The sequence below is a fragment of the Mucilaginibacter gynuensis genome (assembly GCF_039541195.1).
GTDB classification, from domain to species: domain Bacteria; phylum Bacteroidota; class Bacteroidia; order Sphingobacteriales; family Sphingobacteriaceae; genus Mucilaginibacter; species Mucilaginibacter gynuensis.
The window spans coordinates 189,301-205,925 of sequence record NZ_BAABFT010000007.1 but is presented as its reverse complement, the minus strand read 5'-3'; the positions used below and the strand labels follow the sequence as shown (position 1 = coordinate 205,925).

The following is a 16,625-nucleotide window of genomic DNA, read 5'->3' as shown; positions in this document are numbered from 1 at the left end:
GTGGTAAACCTTTTACCTCCGGTTTAAATTATCTGAAAAATTATAGCCAGGTAAACTGAAACAAAAGGCTTTTTGTACCGTACAATAGCTGGTACGGACAAGTGCTTAATTGCCTAGTAATAGACGACGATCCTGAAGTGAACGCCTATGTCTGCAGGATGGTTGATCAAACACCCTTCCTAATCTGTTTGTAGAAAAAATAATAAGTCCGGTATACTGCATCAGCTGAAAGAAGCACTTCGCGCCACTCAGTAAATGAAAGTTGTTATCATTTGCCAGCAGAAAAATATTAAACCCGGCCTTAATGGCGATAATGCCAACGACTGTTTGCCCGGCTTAGTTCCGGGAACGCTCGTATGACCCGTACTCAGAACTAAGCTTTGATTTTTGGCAAACATGAATCTGTTGATGGAACTTCGTTAGATTACCCGACAATCACGGAATATAGATCACATTGCTTATGGAGCTTATCTAAATTAGAAAATGTAAAAGATACTAGCCTGTATACTATTGTTTTTAAAGTCGCCAAGACTTGCGGATGGTGTTTCAGACACTTTTTGTACACCATAATAGTACCGCGCATCTATTCCTAATCCTATTTTAGATTGATAGCCAATACCGCCCACCGCACCAAAATCAACTTTTTTGGCGAATTTCAAATCAGTTTTACCTCCAACATTTTCTTTTATCTTGAAACCTGCCTGGCCACCGGCAGCCAAGTAAAACCCGGAGTTCGTGCGATATTTAAAAAGGATGGGAACCGAAGCATAAGAAAGTTTAATATCCTGCATGCCGAGTTCTCCGCTTTTAACTTTAGCACCCTGAAGCGAATAAAGGAACTCTTCCTGTACCAAAAAATTATCGGTAAACTTATAAGCGACTATAAAGCCCGCATTAAAACCCGGAAGCGGGTCGGTGGTGAAATTGGCACTTGTAAAATTGCTATAGTTGCCTCCTGCTTTAATACCAAACTCTAATTTGCTCATGAGCTTTTGCCCAAAACTTTGATTTTCGGTAGTGGCAGAGGTCGACGTTGTTTGACTGAAACTTTTTAAGGATAACGATAATAAGATAATTAAATTCAAGATTAATTTTTTCATAAATTCTCTTTTTTACTGTGATTAATTAAGCCATGCTGACTAATTGCCGGCTGATATTTATCCAAAGGTGCGGCAGGGCAAACACGCATTACAGTAAAAAGCAAACGAAGCGGGCAAATCCACACCCGAAGGTGAATTGAAGCCCCTTTAAAAAAACGCTGATTAGAAATTTATGGAGTAAATTGCACTTTTGAGAAACGGATGGCACGTTATCCATTAGCAAGCCAGCTTAAAAATTGGGCTGCTCTTCCTTTACTCACTATTACCTTTTCCGGATGAGCGACCTTAAGATTTAAAGATAACTTTCTTGAAAAAAAGCTGGAAACATCAATGATCGATTTTCTGCAAACCAGGTATTGACGGTTGGCACGGAAAAAAGTACTGCCGGCTAAGCGTTCAAGTTCATCGAGGTTTTTATTTGGAAAATACGTCTTTCCGGAATGGGTGAGTAAGTTGGTAACGTTATTATCCAGATAGAACATAGCGATATCGTCAAGGCTGATTGGTATGATCTTATCCAGATGATAAACCAAAACAGAGGCGGCTTTTTGCCCTTCTTTTCCCGACAGCAATTTGAGCAGTGCATCATACTGGGGCATTTGATCCGTTGAGAATATCTTCCTTAATTGCATATATTTTTGTAGCGCGGCGTTCAATGTTTGGCGGGTAAAAGGCTTCAGGATATAATCTATCCCGTTGGCTTTAAATGCATCTAAAGCATACTCGTCATAAGCAGTACAGAAGATGACCGGAACGGAAACCGGCTCACTTACAAATATCTCGAAACTCAACCCATCACCTAACTGGATGTCGCTAAAGATAAGATCGGGCGCATCATTTTTATGGAGATAGGCAATACCTTCTTTTACAGACCGGAGTTTAACAATTTCAACCGTTTCGTCAATCAGTTTGCGTATATTCAATTCCAGGTCGTCAGCAACAATACCTTCATCCTCAATGATTACTATATTCATTACTTAATAATTTAATACTTACAGAAAATATACTTGCAGTTTCTTCAATAATTATTTCATTGCCGGAACATAGCTTATATCTTTCCGCAAGATTTGCAAGGCCATAACCGGTAGAAGCAACTTTCATTTTTTTCTTTTGAATATGGTTACTCACAATCAGCCATCCCGCCTGTTGACTGATCTTTACTTTGAGCGGATCCTCCAATGTGAAAGTATTATGCTTGATGGCATTTTCTAAAAGCGGCTGAAGCGAAAACGAAGGGAGATAATAATTATTAAGCGTTTCATTTGATACATCAATGGTGCAATCAAGCGCGGCTCCAAACCTGATACGCTGCATTTCCAGATAATCCATTAACAGAGCTACCTCATCTTTCAGCATAGAAATATTAGCGGTATTATGATAAATGGAGGCCCTCAAAAAGTTAGCCATGTGAACAATGTAGTCGTCGGCAATTTGGGTATCTTTATGATAAAGGGCTTTTAAAGTATTTAATGCATTAAATAAAAAATGAGGATGGATCTGCTGCTTTAAAGCCAGGTTCATCGCCTCTGCATTTGCTGTCTTCAACCGTGATAATTCAAGCTCGCTGTACATTTTGTGTTCATACAGCAACACAGAATCATGCAGTAAGGTTATGAGCGTATTAATTACAACTCCCGACCCGACGAAAGCGAAAAACGATCCAGTATCCAGAAAAGACCATGGAATATTCCCTGCATAACCAAATGCAGGTCTTAAGATAAGATAAATAAGTATACTGACCGGATAAGTTGAAACCCGTCGTAGCAGCGAAAACTTTTTAGACCTGATCGAATACTTTTTTGAAATAATGATCATGAGGGATATATCCGAATACCCTACCAGCAAAATTCCGGACATGGTAAGCAAAGTGTAGGCGATAACATGATGAACCGGCCTGTCTGTATTAGATGCAACCAGATAAAAAATGAATCCAATGATGATCGTTTGCAGCCATGTAAGGCGAACCAGGCGCTTTAGCGGTAATTTATCCTGCATGCATGCGAAGGTATAAATAAGTTATTGATGCTTAATTATTAAGATATTAAAGCGGGCAAAATCAAGGTTGAATATTTACCTGGCAACACTGAAGCGGACATGCTGCTTTAATATGATTACCGCAAAAATGCATTACAGCAATCTGATGTGATATTTTAAAACAAGCCATATGCAATTCACACTGTCATTTGCCCGCTTCGCTAAGTTTTCCTAACCACCCCTCTTCCGCCGCAAATAAGTTTGTGCCAAATAAAACATTAAAAATGAAAAAGATTAAAAAAGTGTTTAGCATTAACCTGTTAGCAGGTTTACTCATGATCTTCTTTGCTTCTACTATCAAGGCGCAGGAATTACCAGTTAAAATCACCGGCATAAGGTCATCAAAAGGAAAAATCATTATCAGCATATTTAAGGATGAGGCAGCTTACGAGGAACAGTTGCCTTATAGAAAAATAACCTTTGACAAAAACTCCATAGACAATGGAACAATGACGGTAAAGCTAACTCTGGAGCCAGGAATTTATGGCATAACCCTGCTGGACGATGAAAACGGTAATGGGAAAATTGATAAAAATATTATCAGTGTACCCAAGGAAGGATTCGGCTTCTCCAATTTTTTTATGGAGAAAATGAAAAAGCCATCATTCGACAATTTTAAAGTAGACCTGAAAACAAAGTCAAACATAGATATCCGGGTTAAGTATATGTAGTGCCCGGGCAACTTGTTTATGCAAAACAAAATCAAAGAAATAACACATCAGAAAAATCATGAAAACGACATCAATTTATAAAAAACTGCTTACTGGCGCCGCCTTGTTGATAGCAACAATAACTATTTCGTCCTGCAAAAAGAACTCGATCGATCCTTCCGGACAATTTAACATTAAGGTAGTAAACGCATCGGCTACTGCCGGGGCACAAAGCTTCACACTCGCAGGTAACGTATTGATAAATGGCGGCCTTAATTATATGGACGCTTCCGCCTATATCAATGCGACTTCCGGCAAAAACATGATCACGGAGTTTAAAAATGCCGGGACGAACTCGGTGTATGCATCCGGATCATTATATACAGCAAATGGTGTCAATTTCACCGTATACCTTGCCGGCACCGGATCAAATGCAAGAGTTAAAAATTTTGAAGACGACCTCGGCACTCCAAACAATGGCCAGGTTAAAATTAAGTTTATTCATTTAAGTGACGAGGCGCCAAACATTGTAACAATTAAAAACTCTAATGGAGATAATTATTCCAGTTCTCTCGTAAAAAATCAGGAAACAGGTTACAAATATGTATCTCCGGGGGTATTAACTATTGAGGTAGATGGCCTTACATCAAAAAACAATGTGGGTAACTATAACTTTACCGGTCTCGAAGCCGGCAAGATTTATACATTATATTTAACAGACGACGCTAATGGCAATGTGGTTATGAATAAGATAATTCACAATTAGGTGTGTTACTACTAATGTAAGTGCTGCTTCAATGCTAAAGTAGCACTTACATTAGTCTGTTAAGATAAGCTTAATTAGTTCACCGGATGACCGACCATATGGGAGTTTATTTTCTTTTACTGACTTTATTCAGACTTATTTGCTTTTGCCTGCTGCATTTGAACGTGATTTCCTCATGCAAAGTCAGCTGCTGATGCTTGGTGGATCTCCCCTGCACTCTGGCCCGCCACATTTTAAAACTGGATAATCTCATTTCCTTTCGCATCAGTTGAATAACCTGTTGTTCCGAAATCCCGAATTGTATTTTGATAGCATCAAATGGCGTCCGGTCTTCCCAGGCCATTTCGATGATCCGGTCCGTATCAACGGCATTAAAGCAAATGGCTTTATTCATATAGTTGGTGTGATTTCCGCTGCCAGGCTTTTAAGGTCCCCTCTGCTGCCAATGGTTTTTTTCTCATAATGCTCCAAATGGAAATGCTCCAGCTTTTGCAGCAGGTATTGCAAAGTAAACTTTTCGGCAACTGTGAGCCTGCCGGTGATGATCTTTCCTACGTAGTTCGTGTGCTCGAATACTTGGAATAATAGTTTTTTCCCTTCATCGGTTATGGCAATATGCTTGCTCCTTTTATCTTTGCTATCATCCCATTGCCTAACCAACCCCGATGCGATCAACCGCCGGATCACTTCGGTTCCTGAAGTTTTTTCCTGTAAATTATGAGCAATGAGCCCACTCTTTGATAAGTGTGGGTGCGTGAGTAAAATAGCCAGCGCTGTGAAATCTTCGGCGGTTTGCAATGACGTACCTTCCAGTGCTTTTTTGATATAAGACCGTGCATACCGGCTCATAAAAACAAACAACCGGCTAATATTATTGTCCAGCTGGTAGGCGATGTCCAATGCAGCACTGTTGTCATCACCAAACCTTACCTCGTTATTTACCCGGTTCTCACTATGCTCACCTACCCTATTCAGCAAAAAACCTGTAAAATCCTGCATAGAGATCTCCTTACCCTCGTTCTCTGTTTCCAGTTCGGCTACAAGATCGATCAATTGGTGAATAAGCGGGTATGATTTCATGTCCTGGTAAGATTAAGCATTGGGGCGATTTCAAATTTAGCTTCTTTTATTGAATTCCGGGTTTCGCAATTTAAAGGCAGCGTAGGCTTTTCTGTAAGCAGACCGGCTGTCACCCCGGGGTTTAAGCCCTTTAAGCGAATTGATAGTTCTGATCAGCGTCCGTTTATAGCCAGGCAGATCTCGTGCCCGGATATCCAGCATATCGGCTATTTCAGTACCCAACAGGTAACGCATAAGGCCTATAATATCGTTGGCGGTTGCCTTACTTTCATTAATAGACAGGAGATGAGCGGTCAGAGAGCGGGTCAGTTCCTTCCCGTGCGCCGAAGTACAGAACTGCCGCTCTTTGATCAGGAGGTCCAGCTGCTGTGCTGCGCGCGCGTTCTGCGGAATCAGGTCTTCATCTAAACCCGTCAGGTAACCAACCACTGCCCAAATGTGCATAAAGGCGGCCTGATCTTCCTCGCTCACGCTGTAACCCATCATCCGTAATCCACGGATTACGATCAGAGAAAAAGAAAGATTCGTTCCGGCCATGTCTTCCTGGTTAACAGGCAAACCCCATCCGTTATCCCATTTTCCGCTTTGCAACGTATAGTGGCGTACTGCGGCATGCATGATACGCACCTTTAAAATCTCGCCATAAGCATTTCCGTCCGCAACGAAAGCATCCGGCCCCATTACCTCCCAAACAAAAACAGCCGTATCATAAAGCCGTTTGGTGGTTTGCTTTCGAATCAACTCGGATATATGTAAAACCATTGCACCGTTTGCCGCGGTATAACAGTAAGGCAGGGAGAGCAGGCCAAGCAAGCTCATGATGATCTCGGAATGCCTGGCAAAAAAAGCAGCGCCCGATCTCATCAACCGGGGTTGCGCCCATGATGGAAGATCGGCAGCCTTGCTGATAAAGGCATCATCAGGAAATAACTCCCGGAGTAAATGTACCTTTTCGGGACCTGGTTCGCCATTCATCCAATGCATTAACTTTTTCTTCTTTTCCAAATCTGCAAAAACCCGGCGGATAAACTCGTCGGCCTGCGGGTCGCCGGAAAGTCTTTTTAAGTCCAGCAGCTGATGATTATATGGTGACCGGGGATACATCAATTCATGGCTTTTTGGTGTTCATCTTATTTCTTAATTAGTAAATGTGGCGCAATATCCGGCTTGGCATACTCCAGCCTCCCCACTAATTCCGGAAGATAATAGCTGTCCAAACCGCCAACGGTCATGGTTTGCGCTTTAACGTGATCAACAGTCCCGTCTTCCTCTATCAAAGCATCTGCAACTAATATATGGGTAATCTCGCCAACAATGATGGTGGTGCCGTTGAGCGCCATGTCGATCATTTCGCGAAGCTCAAGGCCAATGCTGATAGCAGACTCCTTGACAAACGGTGCTTTAAAGCCCGGAAGATATTTTTGATTAAAACCACAGGTATCAAATTCTGAAACACCAGAAGGATAGCTGGCGCTTGTTTGGTGTGCCTGCATAAACCATTCAGGCATTACATTATTGAGCGTATACTGTCCCGTCGTTTTAATGTTGCGCAGGGTATCATTATGTTCACGCTCAGGGCGGATCACCATGCCGATCAGCGGCGGGTTAGCGCCGAGGTGAAACACCGAACTGACGATGCACACATTAGTCATACCATCTGTGCTGATGGTTCCTAATAGGTTCAGTGCCCGGAAGCCGATCAGGCTGTTAATCAAGTTGACGCGGTATTGCTTTTCCAGGCGCGAAATATCTTCGCTTGTGATATTTACCATTAGCTTGTCTTTAGATTTCCTAAACCACCATCCAGCCCGATGACCTGCCCGGTCATCCAGCTGCTATTCTCCGACAATAAAAAAGCGATCAGCTGCCCGATATCTTCCGGCTTCCCCACTTTTCCCAAAGGGTGCCGTTTAGCGGATGCTTCCCTTTTTTCGGGCGTACTCAAAAGGTTTTGCGCCAATGACGTGTCGGTCAATGATGGCGCGACGACATTTACCCGGATCTGCTGACCAGCCAGTTCGGCGGCCAGGGAAATGGCCATACCCTCCACAGCTCCCTTGGCGGCCGCGATACTCGCGTGGAAAGGCAAGCCTGTTTTGGCGGCTACTGAACTGATCAGAACAACAGACGCACCGGCGGCATTTTTTAGCGGCTTGAAAGATTGACGGAGCATCCGCGCCGCGCCTAAAGTATTCAATTGATAGTCAGTTAAAAAATCGTCGTCAGTTAAACGGGCGAATGGCTTGAGGGTTATGCTGCCAACCGAATACACGAAACCATGCAATTGCTGTGGAAGGAAGGGTTCGACAGCATTCAGATCACCCAATACATCAGCTTGTAAAAAACGGACCTCCGGCGGCCATGCTTCGGCCGCTGACCTGGACACCACGTAGACCGCCGCTCCTTCCTCGTGAAGCAGCTTTACTAATGATAGTCCAATGCCAGAGCTACCGCCTACCACCAATATGTTCTTACCTGCAAAATTCATGATCCGATAGTTGATAATAGTGTGTTAAAACCTTTTCCAGACATATTTTAAACCAGGCGGTAAAAAGCTCGGGGTTCGCTGCAATTTCTGACAAAAGCTCATCTGGATCAACGTATCTGAAGCTGGCCACTTCGCTGGCATTAGGTTGTGGGATGTCATCATTTACACCAAGGAACACATGGTCAAATTCATTTTCGATCAGTCCGTTATCAAATTCATGGCGGTAGCTGAACTGGAATAATTCGTTAAGTTCAGCTATCATTCCCATTTCTTCTTGTAAACGCCGATGCGCCGCATCAAGCGTAAATTCACCTAACCGGGGATGGCTGCAACAGGTATTTGTCCAAAGTCCGCCGGAATGATATTTATCAAATGCGCGTTGCTGCAGTAATAACTGCCCTTGCCGGTTGAATATAAAAATGGAGAAGGCCCTGTGCAATGTGCCTGTTCGGTGTGCTGCCATTTTATCCATCGTCCCTTTTGCCTGGCCTTCAGCATTGACGATTATTATACTGTCTTTCAATTTTTATTATTTTAATTCTGCCAGTCGATATCATTCATTCAGGCAAATAGTTACAGAATATGTGTTAATTCCGAGCCACTAAATCTTCGCTTTTTGGATAAGGCAGCTTGATAAGGCAGTAAATGGCTCAATCAAATATAGTCCAATTTAGTATTTAATTTATAATTTTAAAACATAATTGCACTAATATACTATCACGCTTTTTCGGAATATCAGAAAGATTTGTAACCTGCGACTAAAAAACTGTGGTTTCGACGTTGTTAAATGTTGAAAATTTCAGATCTGTTCTACAAAAAAATATAAACAACACGTTATAAAAAATGATGAGAGCGCTGCGATATCGTCTTCGCAGGTTATTTATTTATTTTACCAGTCATGCTGATAATATTTACAGGTAGCTGTAGCAGCTTATTATATCGGAAATAAACTTAACGATATAGAAAGCTCAAGTAAGAATTTTGACTTATTGAACTATTTTAACAAAATTGGCATTGGACAAATTCGAATGACAGGAGATATAAACTCGAAAATTCCATTAAAGATTTGAACGGATTTCCAGGCGAAAACATTTCCGGATAAAAGGCGCAATAATTTCACCATCAGCCTATCGCCTGCTAAATAAAAGTCACAGAAATCTACTTCACGAACTTGTTGGTAAAGAATTTTGGTGGGACTTCAATCGAAAAGCTTTATTTCACCTTGTTAAGATTATCAATGCTTTTTCGTTGCCAAGCTGCTATATCAATTAACAAAGGGCAAAGAGTTTTTCCAAAATCAGTGAGCGTATACTCTACTCGGGGAGGAAGCTCCTTATACTGTTTCCTGCTAATCAAGCCATCAGCTTCAAGCTCTCTCAATTGTTCGGTTAACACTTTTTTTGAAATAGAAGGTACCCTTGCCTGGATCTCGCCAAAACGTCTGGTATTTTTTGAAAGTATATATAAGATCGGCAGCTTCCATCGCCCTCCGAAAAGTGCTATCGTTGCAGTAACCGGACAGTCAGCATCATCTAATTTATTTTCCATTAGTCACTTTTAGGTTACCGCTTTTTGTCTTGTGATCCAAAGCAAGGGTAATTTTTCAAGATCAATATCTGTTTCTTTGCCTAACAAAAGTAGTTAATCTAAAAACAAAAAATATGATCTTAGTAACAGGTGCAACAGGTAATTTGGGTAAAGCCACTATTGATTCTTTATTAGACAGGGGTATATCCCCAAACGACATTACTGCCTTGGTAAGAGATAAAACCAAGTCGGCAGAATTGAAATTGAAAGGACTTCAAATAAAAATTGGCGACTATCAGGATTTTGAGTCTTTAAAAAATGCGTTCCAGGGTGTGGATAAGCTGCTGTTGGTTTCTTCATCATCAGATATAAGCAAGAGGTTCGAGCAGCACAAAAATGCTATCAATGCAGCCATGGAAACGGGTGTTGGCCATATTATTTATACAAGCTTTGACATGAAAAATTTACAACAAAGTATAATGGGTGAAGAGGTGGAATATCATGCATACACTGCTGATCATTTGAAACGATCAGCGATTCCATATACTTTGATGAACAATACCATGTATGCTGATATGATCCCATTCCTTGTTGGGAAGGATATATTGAAAAATGGGATATCCACCCCTGCCGGAAAAGGCAAAACCCCCTTTTTGCCAATAAGCGAAATGGCTGAAGCGAACGCTGTCGTTCTGACTACAGCGGGTCATGAAAACAAAGAATATGTCATCGCTGCAGAAACCGCTTTTTCTTTCGCAGAAATAGCTGATCTGCTATCAGACATTACCGGAAAAACAATAGCTTATCACCAACCGGAACTAAGTTCATATATCGCACAACTTATAGACTCAGGTGCTTCTGAAGATGATGCAGCGTACATTTCCAGGTTCTGTAGAGCGATCGCTAACGGAGAGTTCAATACCCAAAGAAGTGACGTAAAACTCCTCATAGGCAGAAGTCCGGTCAGTTTAAAAGATTTTTTTCAAAACATATACGGTTAATTGGTAGAATTAAATCCTATGTGGGGGTCTATACTGATAAGTTTTGGCGTAAAAGGACAGACCTGATCGATGGTCCGGAACGATCTGGTCAACAATATGATATAATATTTCCGCATTCCGATTGTGCAATCCACCATTGCCCCATCATATCCGCCAGAAAGTTTTTCTTTCCTGCTAAGCTCATTCCTCAATTGAAGGTCATCCCGTTTTAAGGCAATGATCTGACGGGCCATTTGATTTGCCTTCATGAGAATATTATTTTTTCTTGACTGCGTAAACGACGGAGATGCCTGGAAAAACAGATCGCTGATAATCTCATGACAGATTTATAATAGAACGCGTATTCGGCCCAATTGTAAGCATAGTATTGCTGAAACTCCGGGCAGAGTTTTCCTTTATTTCAATCATGAAGACAATTTAGCACCCTGCCTGTGACGTGGTTACGCATTTGACTATTAACGGCGTGGAAAATTAGTAAAGTTAATTAATTGGCTTCATAACACTTTGAAATGATATACACCGGATCCAAATTCAGCTTCATGATTATTGTTGGTTCTTTTGGTGGCAATGCTTTTGCCGGAACTGTCCACCAAATTCATTTTGCTCCCGGGTAAAACAAATGTTGCTGAAGTATTAGCGGGTATTTCTATTAGTATTTCCAGATTTCCCCCTTCGCTAACCCGCCATTCAGCACGCACTTTCCCGAATAGGCTGTTATAGGATGATTTGCAATAAGTTAAATCTCCGACAGGGTTAGGCTTAATTATGAAATGCTTAATACCACCTTTTTCTATATCCTGTTTTATACCTGCTATACCTGAATATAACCACTCGATCACACTACCAAACATCGGGTGACTATGTGAGCCGCCGCCTGCCCATTCCTCCCATAGCGTACTGTTTTTACTGTCCAAAAGATAACCAAATCCAGGTTGATCCTTTTGGTTCATAATTTTGTAAGCGATGTCATCCCGCTCATTTTGGGAAAGGACTTTCAACAATAGCGGCGTTGCTAAAATGCCGGTATCAAAATGATAGTTAAGCTTTGCCAAATGATTAATCAGCGAGTTAAAAACGGCCTCGTGTTTTTCTTTAGGTACCAGGCCGAAGGCTAATGCAAATACATCAGCGCCTTGTCTTCCTTCCCAATAGGTTTTAGTTGATTCATTATAATAGGCCTTATTAAAATCAATTTTGATCTGTTGGGCTAAGCTCGAAAACTCAGATTCGTCAACATTTTCCCCTAAAACACGGGCAACCTTTGTCATCAGATTTGATACATAGTAGAAATAGGCCGTGTTGACCAGGGGTTCGGGTAATTGAATGTCAGTAGGTGTACACCAATCGCCTAAGCACCAGCCACCGGGTTCTTCTCTGACGATCAGGCCGTTTTCATTGATTCGCATTTTTAAGTATTCCACCCACTGTTTCATACCTGAATAGTGCTGCTTTAATATCTTCTTATCGTCATAATACGCAAAATACAGCCAAGGCATAATTACGTAGGCTGATCCCCATGCGGGGCCACCGCCCCCTCCCGCGAATGGCGCAGAATGCGGAACAAACCCTGTCTTATGGTTTCTGGCATCATCCATATCTACTAACCATTTATTGTAGAACTGAGGCATATTAAAAGACAACAGGGCACTCTCCATCGCTACTTGTCCATCACCTGTGTAAGCAAGTCGCTCCCGGTGCGGGCAATCGCTGCTTATGCTACCGTGAAAATTCGCTTTTTGCGTTGTTAAATAAGCCGTGTTGATTTTATTTAAGAAAGGGTTTGAACACTCGAAACGTCCGTTTGATTCCACATCGGTGTGCACGTCTTTCACCTGAATACTGGCTGCGTCAAGCTCCACGTCTTTTGAATAAAGTTCTATTGTTCTAAATGCATGCCAGGTAAATTTGGGTTCCCAATACTCAGATCCATTCCCGTTTAATACGTAATGATCGTACTGCCCGTAATCCTCGCCTTCTTCACTTATGTATCTTATTTTGATTTCACTTCCGGCTTTGCCCTTCACACGCAAGGCTGCCCAGCCCGCCACTGTCTCATTTATATGATATCGATATACAGAGTCATTGATCCGGCCATCAAAAATTGGGGTCACAGTACGCAACACCTTGTCAAAAGGTGCCGTCTGCGCGTGTAAAGTTCCTGTAGGTGCTGTCACTATAATGGAGTTTTTCCATTTCGCATCACCATATCCTGCCTTGTGCCAGGCGCCGAGTTCCAACCTCGCATCGTAATTCTCCCCGGTGAAAATTCCGTTATTTAACAGCGGGCCGTTGTTCGTTTTCCATGTATTATCGGAACTGATGATGTCTGACGTTCCATCGTTATAGGTAATCTCCAACTGGAATATCAATTTCGGGACATCATACCATAACTTACCCTCCACCGTCCGCTCCCGTTGGTTATACCACCCGTTACCCAGGATTATCCCTAAGGCATTATGCTTTTCAATGATGCTACCAGTTATGTCAAATGTGTTATAGTACACCCGTTTTGTCGATTGATCATCATGAGGATAAAGCAAATTCTTGAGCGGCCTTTCATCATAATTTGAAACAGCCGGTGCCAGCACCTGATCGCCTACTTTTTTACCGTTTAAAAATAATTCGTAAAAACCAAGTCCGCTGATGTGCACCACCGCTTGCTTTATTTTCTTTTTCACCCGAAAGTCTTTCCTGAAATAAGGCGCAGGATAAGTTATCGCCGAGTCAGGATGCTGATCAATGAATGATCCGATCCATTTGGCCTTCCAGTCGGCGGCGTTTAACAAGCCCATCGACCATGAAGCCGGGGAGCTCCAGTCGGACGGAAGGTTTTTCTCATCCCATACCTTCACTTTCCAGTAAACCTTTTTCCTGGAGCTTAGCGGCTTGCCCTGGTAAATTACCTGGGTTGAATTGGAAGAATTAACGATACGGCTGTCCCAATAGTCCCCAATATTCTTGTTTAATAAAGAAATACTGCTTGCTACTAATACATGATATGCTTTTTGCCTTTTATCGGTATGTATTGAGGTTAATTGCCAGCTGATGGTCGGATTTTGGCTTTCAATAGCTATAGGATCGCTTAAATATTCGCATTTTAAATTGGCTATTTTTAGATCCGGATCTTTGCCGAAACCAGCAGTAATTAAACCAAGTAAAAATATTACGATGTAAAAACTAACTTTTGGTTTAAGGTTCATTTTCTGAATTTTGAGAGCAATCAATTATTATAATTAAGTTCGGATATTTACATGGAAAGTCAGGAAAAGGCCGATCATTGGTAACCGACTTAAAACCTGGAAGAATTGTAGTGTTGGTATCAGCAACGCCGGATCAAGGGCAAATCTATGGGACTTGAAAATTCATGATATACGTTACAGGCTTAATTATCTTCTAAGTAACCTACTTACAAAGCAGACACCGCTTTATTGGCATTCCCTACACCCCAAACGGTACCCGGTTTGCTTCCCATCGTGATTTCCAGTACACCACCATTCATGATATCCGAATGTTTAAAATAGGTTTTTGTATAGTCAACACCATTAAGTTTCATCGCATTGATATATTTGTTTTTAGGACCGTTGTTTTTCACGATGATGTGAAACGTTTTATTATTGCCCAATGCCAGTTTAGCTTCCTGAACGGTAGGACTCCCAAATACGTATAATCCATTTGCAGGATTAACCGGGAAAAAACCTAAAGCAGACAAGACGTACCAGGCCGACATCTGACCGACATCTTCATTACCGATAATTCCATCCGCTTTATCGGTGTAAAAATCATCCAGAATAAATCTGACCTTTTCTGCTGTTTTCCATGGCTGGCCCGAATAATCATATAAATAGGCCATAGAGTGCCCCGGCTCGTTACCATGCGCATACTGGCCTATTAAACCGGATACATCCGGCGATTTGGATGCCCCCATATCACCTTCTGCGGTAAATAATGAATCGAGTTTTTTGTTGAATTTATCTCGACCGCCCAACAGGTTGATCATACCTTCCACGTCATGTGGCACCAGGAAAGTATATTCCCAGCCATTGCCTTCACTGAAATCGCCGTGCTCATGTATAGAGATGAAAGGGCTGTAAGGCGTGCGCCACTGATCTTCTGAAACCCGACCGCGCATAAAACCACTTTTCGGATCGTAATAGTTTTTATAATATCCGGCACGTTTGCTGAAGTAAGCGTAATCATCCTGCTTGCCCATTTTTTTGGCTACCTGTGCTACGCACCAGTCATCGATAGCGTACTCCAGCCCTTTTGAAACTGATTCAGCAACACTGTCAGCCGGAATATATCCGAGGCTTTTTACAAACTTAAGACCCCGGGAATCGTCCATAGCGGTGGCTTTCAGGGCTTCGTACGCAAGCTTGGTATCAAAGCCTTTGTAACCTTTTAACAAGGCATCGGCAACAACCGGCAGCGCGCTGTTTCCGGGCATCGTATTAGTCTCATTTGCCATGAGATGCCAAACGGGTAATGTGCCTTGCTGCTGATAAATGGCTAACATAGTATTGACCATATCATTCACATGTTTAGGCTGAATAATGGTGAACAACGGATTATTTGCCCTGTAGGTATCCCATAAAGAAAACGTTGTTACATTATCAAACCCCACATTTTTGTGAACCTTTTTGTCTGTTCCCCAATATTCACCATTAACATCATTAAAAATGGATGGCGCTATCATGGTATGATAAAAAGCCGTGTAGAATTTTTTAAGTTGAGATATAGAATCGGTTTTAATGTTGATCTTGGATAGTTGTAGGTTCCAGGCCTTATCGGCATCTCTGATTACTTTGCTAAAATCCCATCCGGGGATTTCCGCTTTAATATTCAGCATGGCATTGGCCGAACTTACCGGCGAGATCCCAACTTTGGCATAAACTACCTCGCCTTTTATTGTTTCAAATGTTATTACTCCTTTAACTTTTTTGCCTTTAAGCTGCGAGCCCTGCTTGCTTTCGGCATCATCATATACGGCAAAAGATTTTATGGGTTTTGAAAAAACCGCGGTAAAATATATCCGTTGCGCTTCAGCCCAACCAGTAGAAAAACGATAGCCTTCAATGGTGTTCTTGTCAACCTGTTTAACATACGTGTCTGCTGATTCGTCCCAGCCAATTCCTTCCTTAAGGTCAATGACAATGTGCGCATTTTCTGATGCCGGGAAGGTATATTTATGCATTCCTACACGCGTGGAGGCCGTCAATTCAACGTCAATATCATACCGTTTTAACTTAACTTTATAATACCCGGGCTTCACCACCTCATCTTTATGACTAAAGAGCGAAACGTAGCCACTTTGAGGGTTTTCCATCGTACCCTTGATCACTTTGATATCTCCGGTGGTTGGCATAAACGAAATATCACCAAGATCGCCGATCCCCGTACCGCTAAGGTGGGTATGCTGAAATCCAATGATGGTAGAATCAGATATGTTATACCCGGAAGACCAGTCCCATCCCTCAGACATATTGGTCGGCCCCAGTTGTACAGCCCCGAACGGCACACTAGCGCCCACAAAAACGTGCCCATGTGATCCGGCTCCGATATACGGGTCGACATATTTCGTAAAATTTACGATAGGCGTTTTGTTGGTCTGACCGAATAAATCAGCACTAAAAAACGCCAGTACACAGGCGAATAAAAATCGATAATTCATATTATTTGGTTTATAATTGGTCGTTTTAAAAACAGGAGCATAAAGTATAACCCATTGTAATATAGTTTATTACAAATAATATTCGTTATACATCTTCTTTTTAACCAAAACTAATGATAAACAAATATCAAACCATCCCTATCTCTCTTGATAAGCAACAAGTAGGGAACGTTTTTCAATACGTGGATTATCAAAGTTTTTAGGTAAGATTTCTTATCAGGTTCGCATAATCTATAGCTTAAATCAATATTCCAGATTAATACGCTATCACGGTTTATTATTGATTTCTTTGACAACTATCATCATAGCCT

At 41.7% G+C, this 16,625-nt stretch carries 15 protein-coding genes; 3 read left to right on the top strand and 12 right to left on the bottom strand.

Translation table 11 applies throughout. The features are described from left to right. Positions 1 to 476 precede the first annotated feature (476 nt). The 3 genes from ABD894_RS15475 to ABD894_RS15465 all read right to left on the bottom strand — a co-directional run bounded on the left by ABD894_RS15475 (position 477) and on the right by ABD894_RS15465 (position 2,915). The gene (locus ABD894_RS15475; RefSeq protein WP_345211966.1) at positions 477 to 1,100 is read right to left on the bottom strand and encodes a porin family protein; all 624 of its coding nucleotides are present in this window, start codon (positions 1,098 to 1,100) and stop codon (positions 477 to 479) included. A gap of 209 nt (positions 1,101 to 1,309) precedes the next feature. Further along, on the bottom strand, positions 1,310 to 2,074 hold the full coding sequence (locus ABD894_RS15470) for a LytR/AlgR family response regulator transcription factor (protein WP_345211965.1): 765 nt from the start codon (positions 2,072 to 2,074) through the stop codon (positions 1,310 to 1,312). Beyond that, complete coding sequence (locus ABD894_RS15465) at positions 2,055 to 2,915, bottom strand: sensor histidine kinase (protein WP_345211964.1); 861 nt, start codon at positions 2,913 to 2,915, stop codon at positions 2,055 to 2,057. Before ABD894_RS15465 ends, ABD894_RS15470 begins: the two co-directional genes overlap by 20 nt. A 443-nt stretch (positions 2,916 to 3,358) precedes the next feature. On the opposite strand from ABD894_RS15465, the gene ABD894_RS15460 reads away from it, so the two are divergent. Together ABD894_RS15460 and ABD894_RS15455 are read left to right on the top strand one after the other, a co-directional pair. Beyond that, positions 3,359 to 3,805 carry a DUF2141 domain-containing protein gene (locus ABD894_RS15460; RefSeq protein WP_345211963.1) on the top strand — a complete coding sequence of 149 codons (447 nt, stop codon included), beginning with the start codon at positions 3,359 to 3,361 and terminating at the stop codon, positions 3,803 to 3,805. 58 nt (positions 3,806 to 3,863) lie between these two features. Further along, on the top strand, positions 3,864 to 4,550 hold the full coding sequence (locus ABD894_RS15455) for a DUF4397 domain-containing protein (RefSeq protein WP_345211962.1): 687 nt from the start codon (positions 3,864 to 3,866) through the stop codon (positions 4,548 to 4,550). A gap of 106 nt (positions 4,551 to 4,656) precedes the next feature. Here the strand turns inward: ABD894_RS15455 and ABD894_RS15450 are convergent, their stop codons facing one another. From ABD894_RS15450 to ABD894_RS15420, 7 genes are all read right to left on the bottom strand, one after another. After that, complete coding sequence (locus tag ABD894_RS15450; RefSeq protein ID WP_345211961.1) at positions 4,657 to 4,944, bottom strand: TIGR03643 family protein; 288 nt, start codon at positions 4,942 to 4,944, stop codon at positions 4,657 to 4,659. Then, entirely contained in the window at positions 4,941 to 5,630 is a 690-nt protein-coding gene (locus ABD894_RS15445; protein WP_345211960.1) for a MarR family winged helix-turn-helix transcriptional regulator, read from the bottom strand. The genes ABD894_RS15450 and ABD894_RS15445 overlap by 4 nt, the downstream gene beginning before the upstream one ends. A 36-nt stretch (positions 5,631 to 5,666) precedes the next feature. After that, a complete protein-coding gene (locus tag ABD894_RS15440) occupies positions 5,667 to 6,734 on the bottom strand; it encodes an oxygenase MpaB family protein (RefSeq protein ID WP_345211959.1) in 1,068 nt (355 codons plus the stop codon). Between the two features lie 26 nt (positions 6,735 to 6,760). Beyond that, entirely contained in the window at positions 6,761 to 7,402 is a 642-nt protein-coding gene (locus tag ABD894_RS15435) for a flavin reductase family protein (RefSeq protein WP_345211958.1), read from the bottom strand. After that, positions 7,402 to 8,118 (bottom strand): SDR family NAD(P)-dependent oxidoreductase, encoded by a 717-nt coding sequence (locus tag ABD894_RS15430; protein WP_345211957.1) that lies wholly within the window; start codon positions 8,116 to 8,118, stop codon positions 7,402 to 7,404. Before ABD894_RS15430 ends, ABD894_RS15435 begins: the two co-directional genes overlap by 1 nt. After that, on the bottom strand, positions 8,102 to 8,641 hold the full coding sequence (gene idi, locus ABD894_RS15425; protein ID WP_345211956.1) for an isopentenyl-diphosphate Delta-isomerase: 540 nt from the start codon (positions 8,639 to 8,641) through the stop codon (positions 8,102 to 8,104). Before idi ends, ABD894_RS15430 begins: the two co-directional genes overlap by 17 nt. Before the next feature lie 689 nt (positions 8,642 to 9,330). Beyond that, positions 9,331 to 9,666: a winged helix-turn-helix transcriptional regulator gene (locus ABD894_RS15420; protein WP_345211955.1), complete on the bottom strand. Its 336-nt coding sequence runs from the start codon at positions 9,664 to 9,666 to the stop codon at positions 9,331 to 9,333. Between the two features lie 113 nt (positions 9,667 to 9,779). Between ABD894_RS15420 and ABD894_RS15415 the strand changes: the two genes are divergently transcribed. After that, complete coding sequence (locus tag ABD894_RS15415; RefSeq protein ID WP_345211954.1) at positions 9,780 to 10,646, top strand: SDR family oxidoreductase; 867 nt, start codon at positions 9,780 to 9,782, stop codon at positions 10,644 to 10,646. A 494-nt stretch (positions 10,647 to 11,140) separates the two neighbouring features. On the opposite strand, the gene ABD894_RS15410 is transcribed toward ABD894_RS15415, so the two are convergent. Together ABD894_RS15410 and ABD894_RS15405 are read right to left on the bottom strand one after the other, a co-directional pair. Next, entirely contained in the window at positions 11,141 to 13,846 is a 2,706-nt protein-coding gene (locus ABD894_RS15410) for a family 78 glycoside hydrolase catalytic domain (RefSeq protein ID WP_345211953.1), read from the bottom strand. Positions 13,847 to 14,052: 206 nt separating this feature from the next. Then, the gene (locus ABD894_RS15405; protein WP_345211952.1) at positions 14,053 to 16,314 is read right to left on the bottom strand and encodes a GH92 family glycosyl hydrolase; all 2,262 of its coding nucleotides are present in this window, start codon (positions 16,312 to 16,314) and stop codon (positions 14,053 to 14,055) included. Positions 16,315 to 16,625 lie beyond the last annotated feature (311 nt).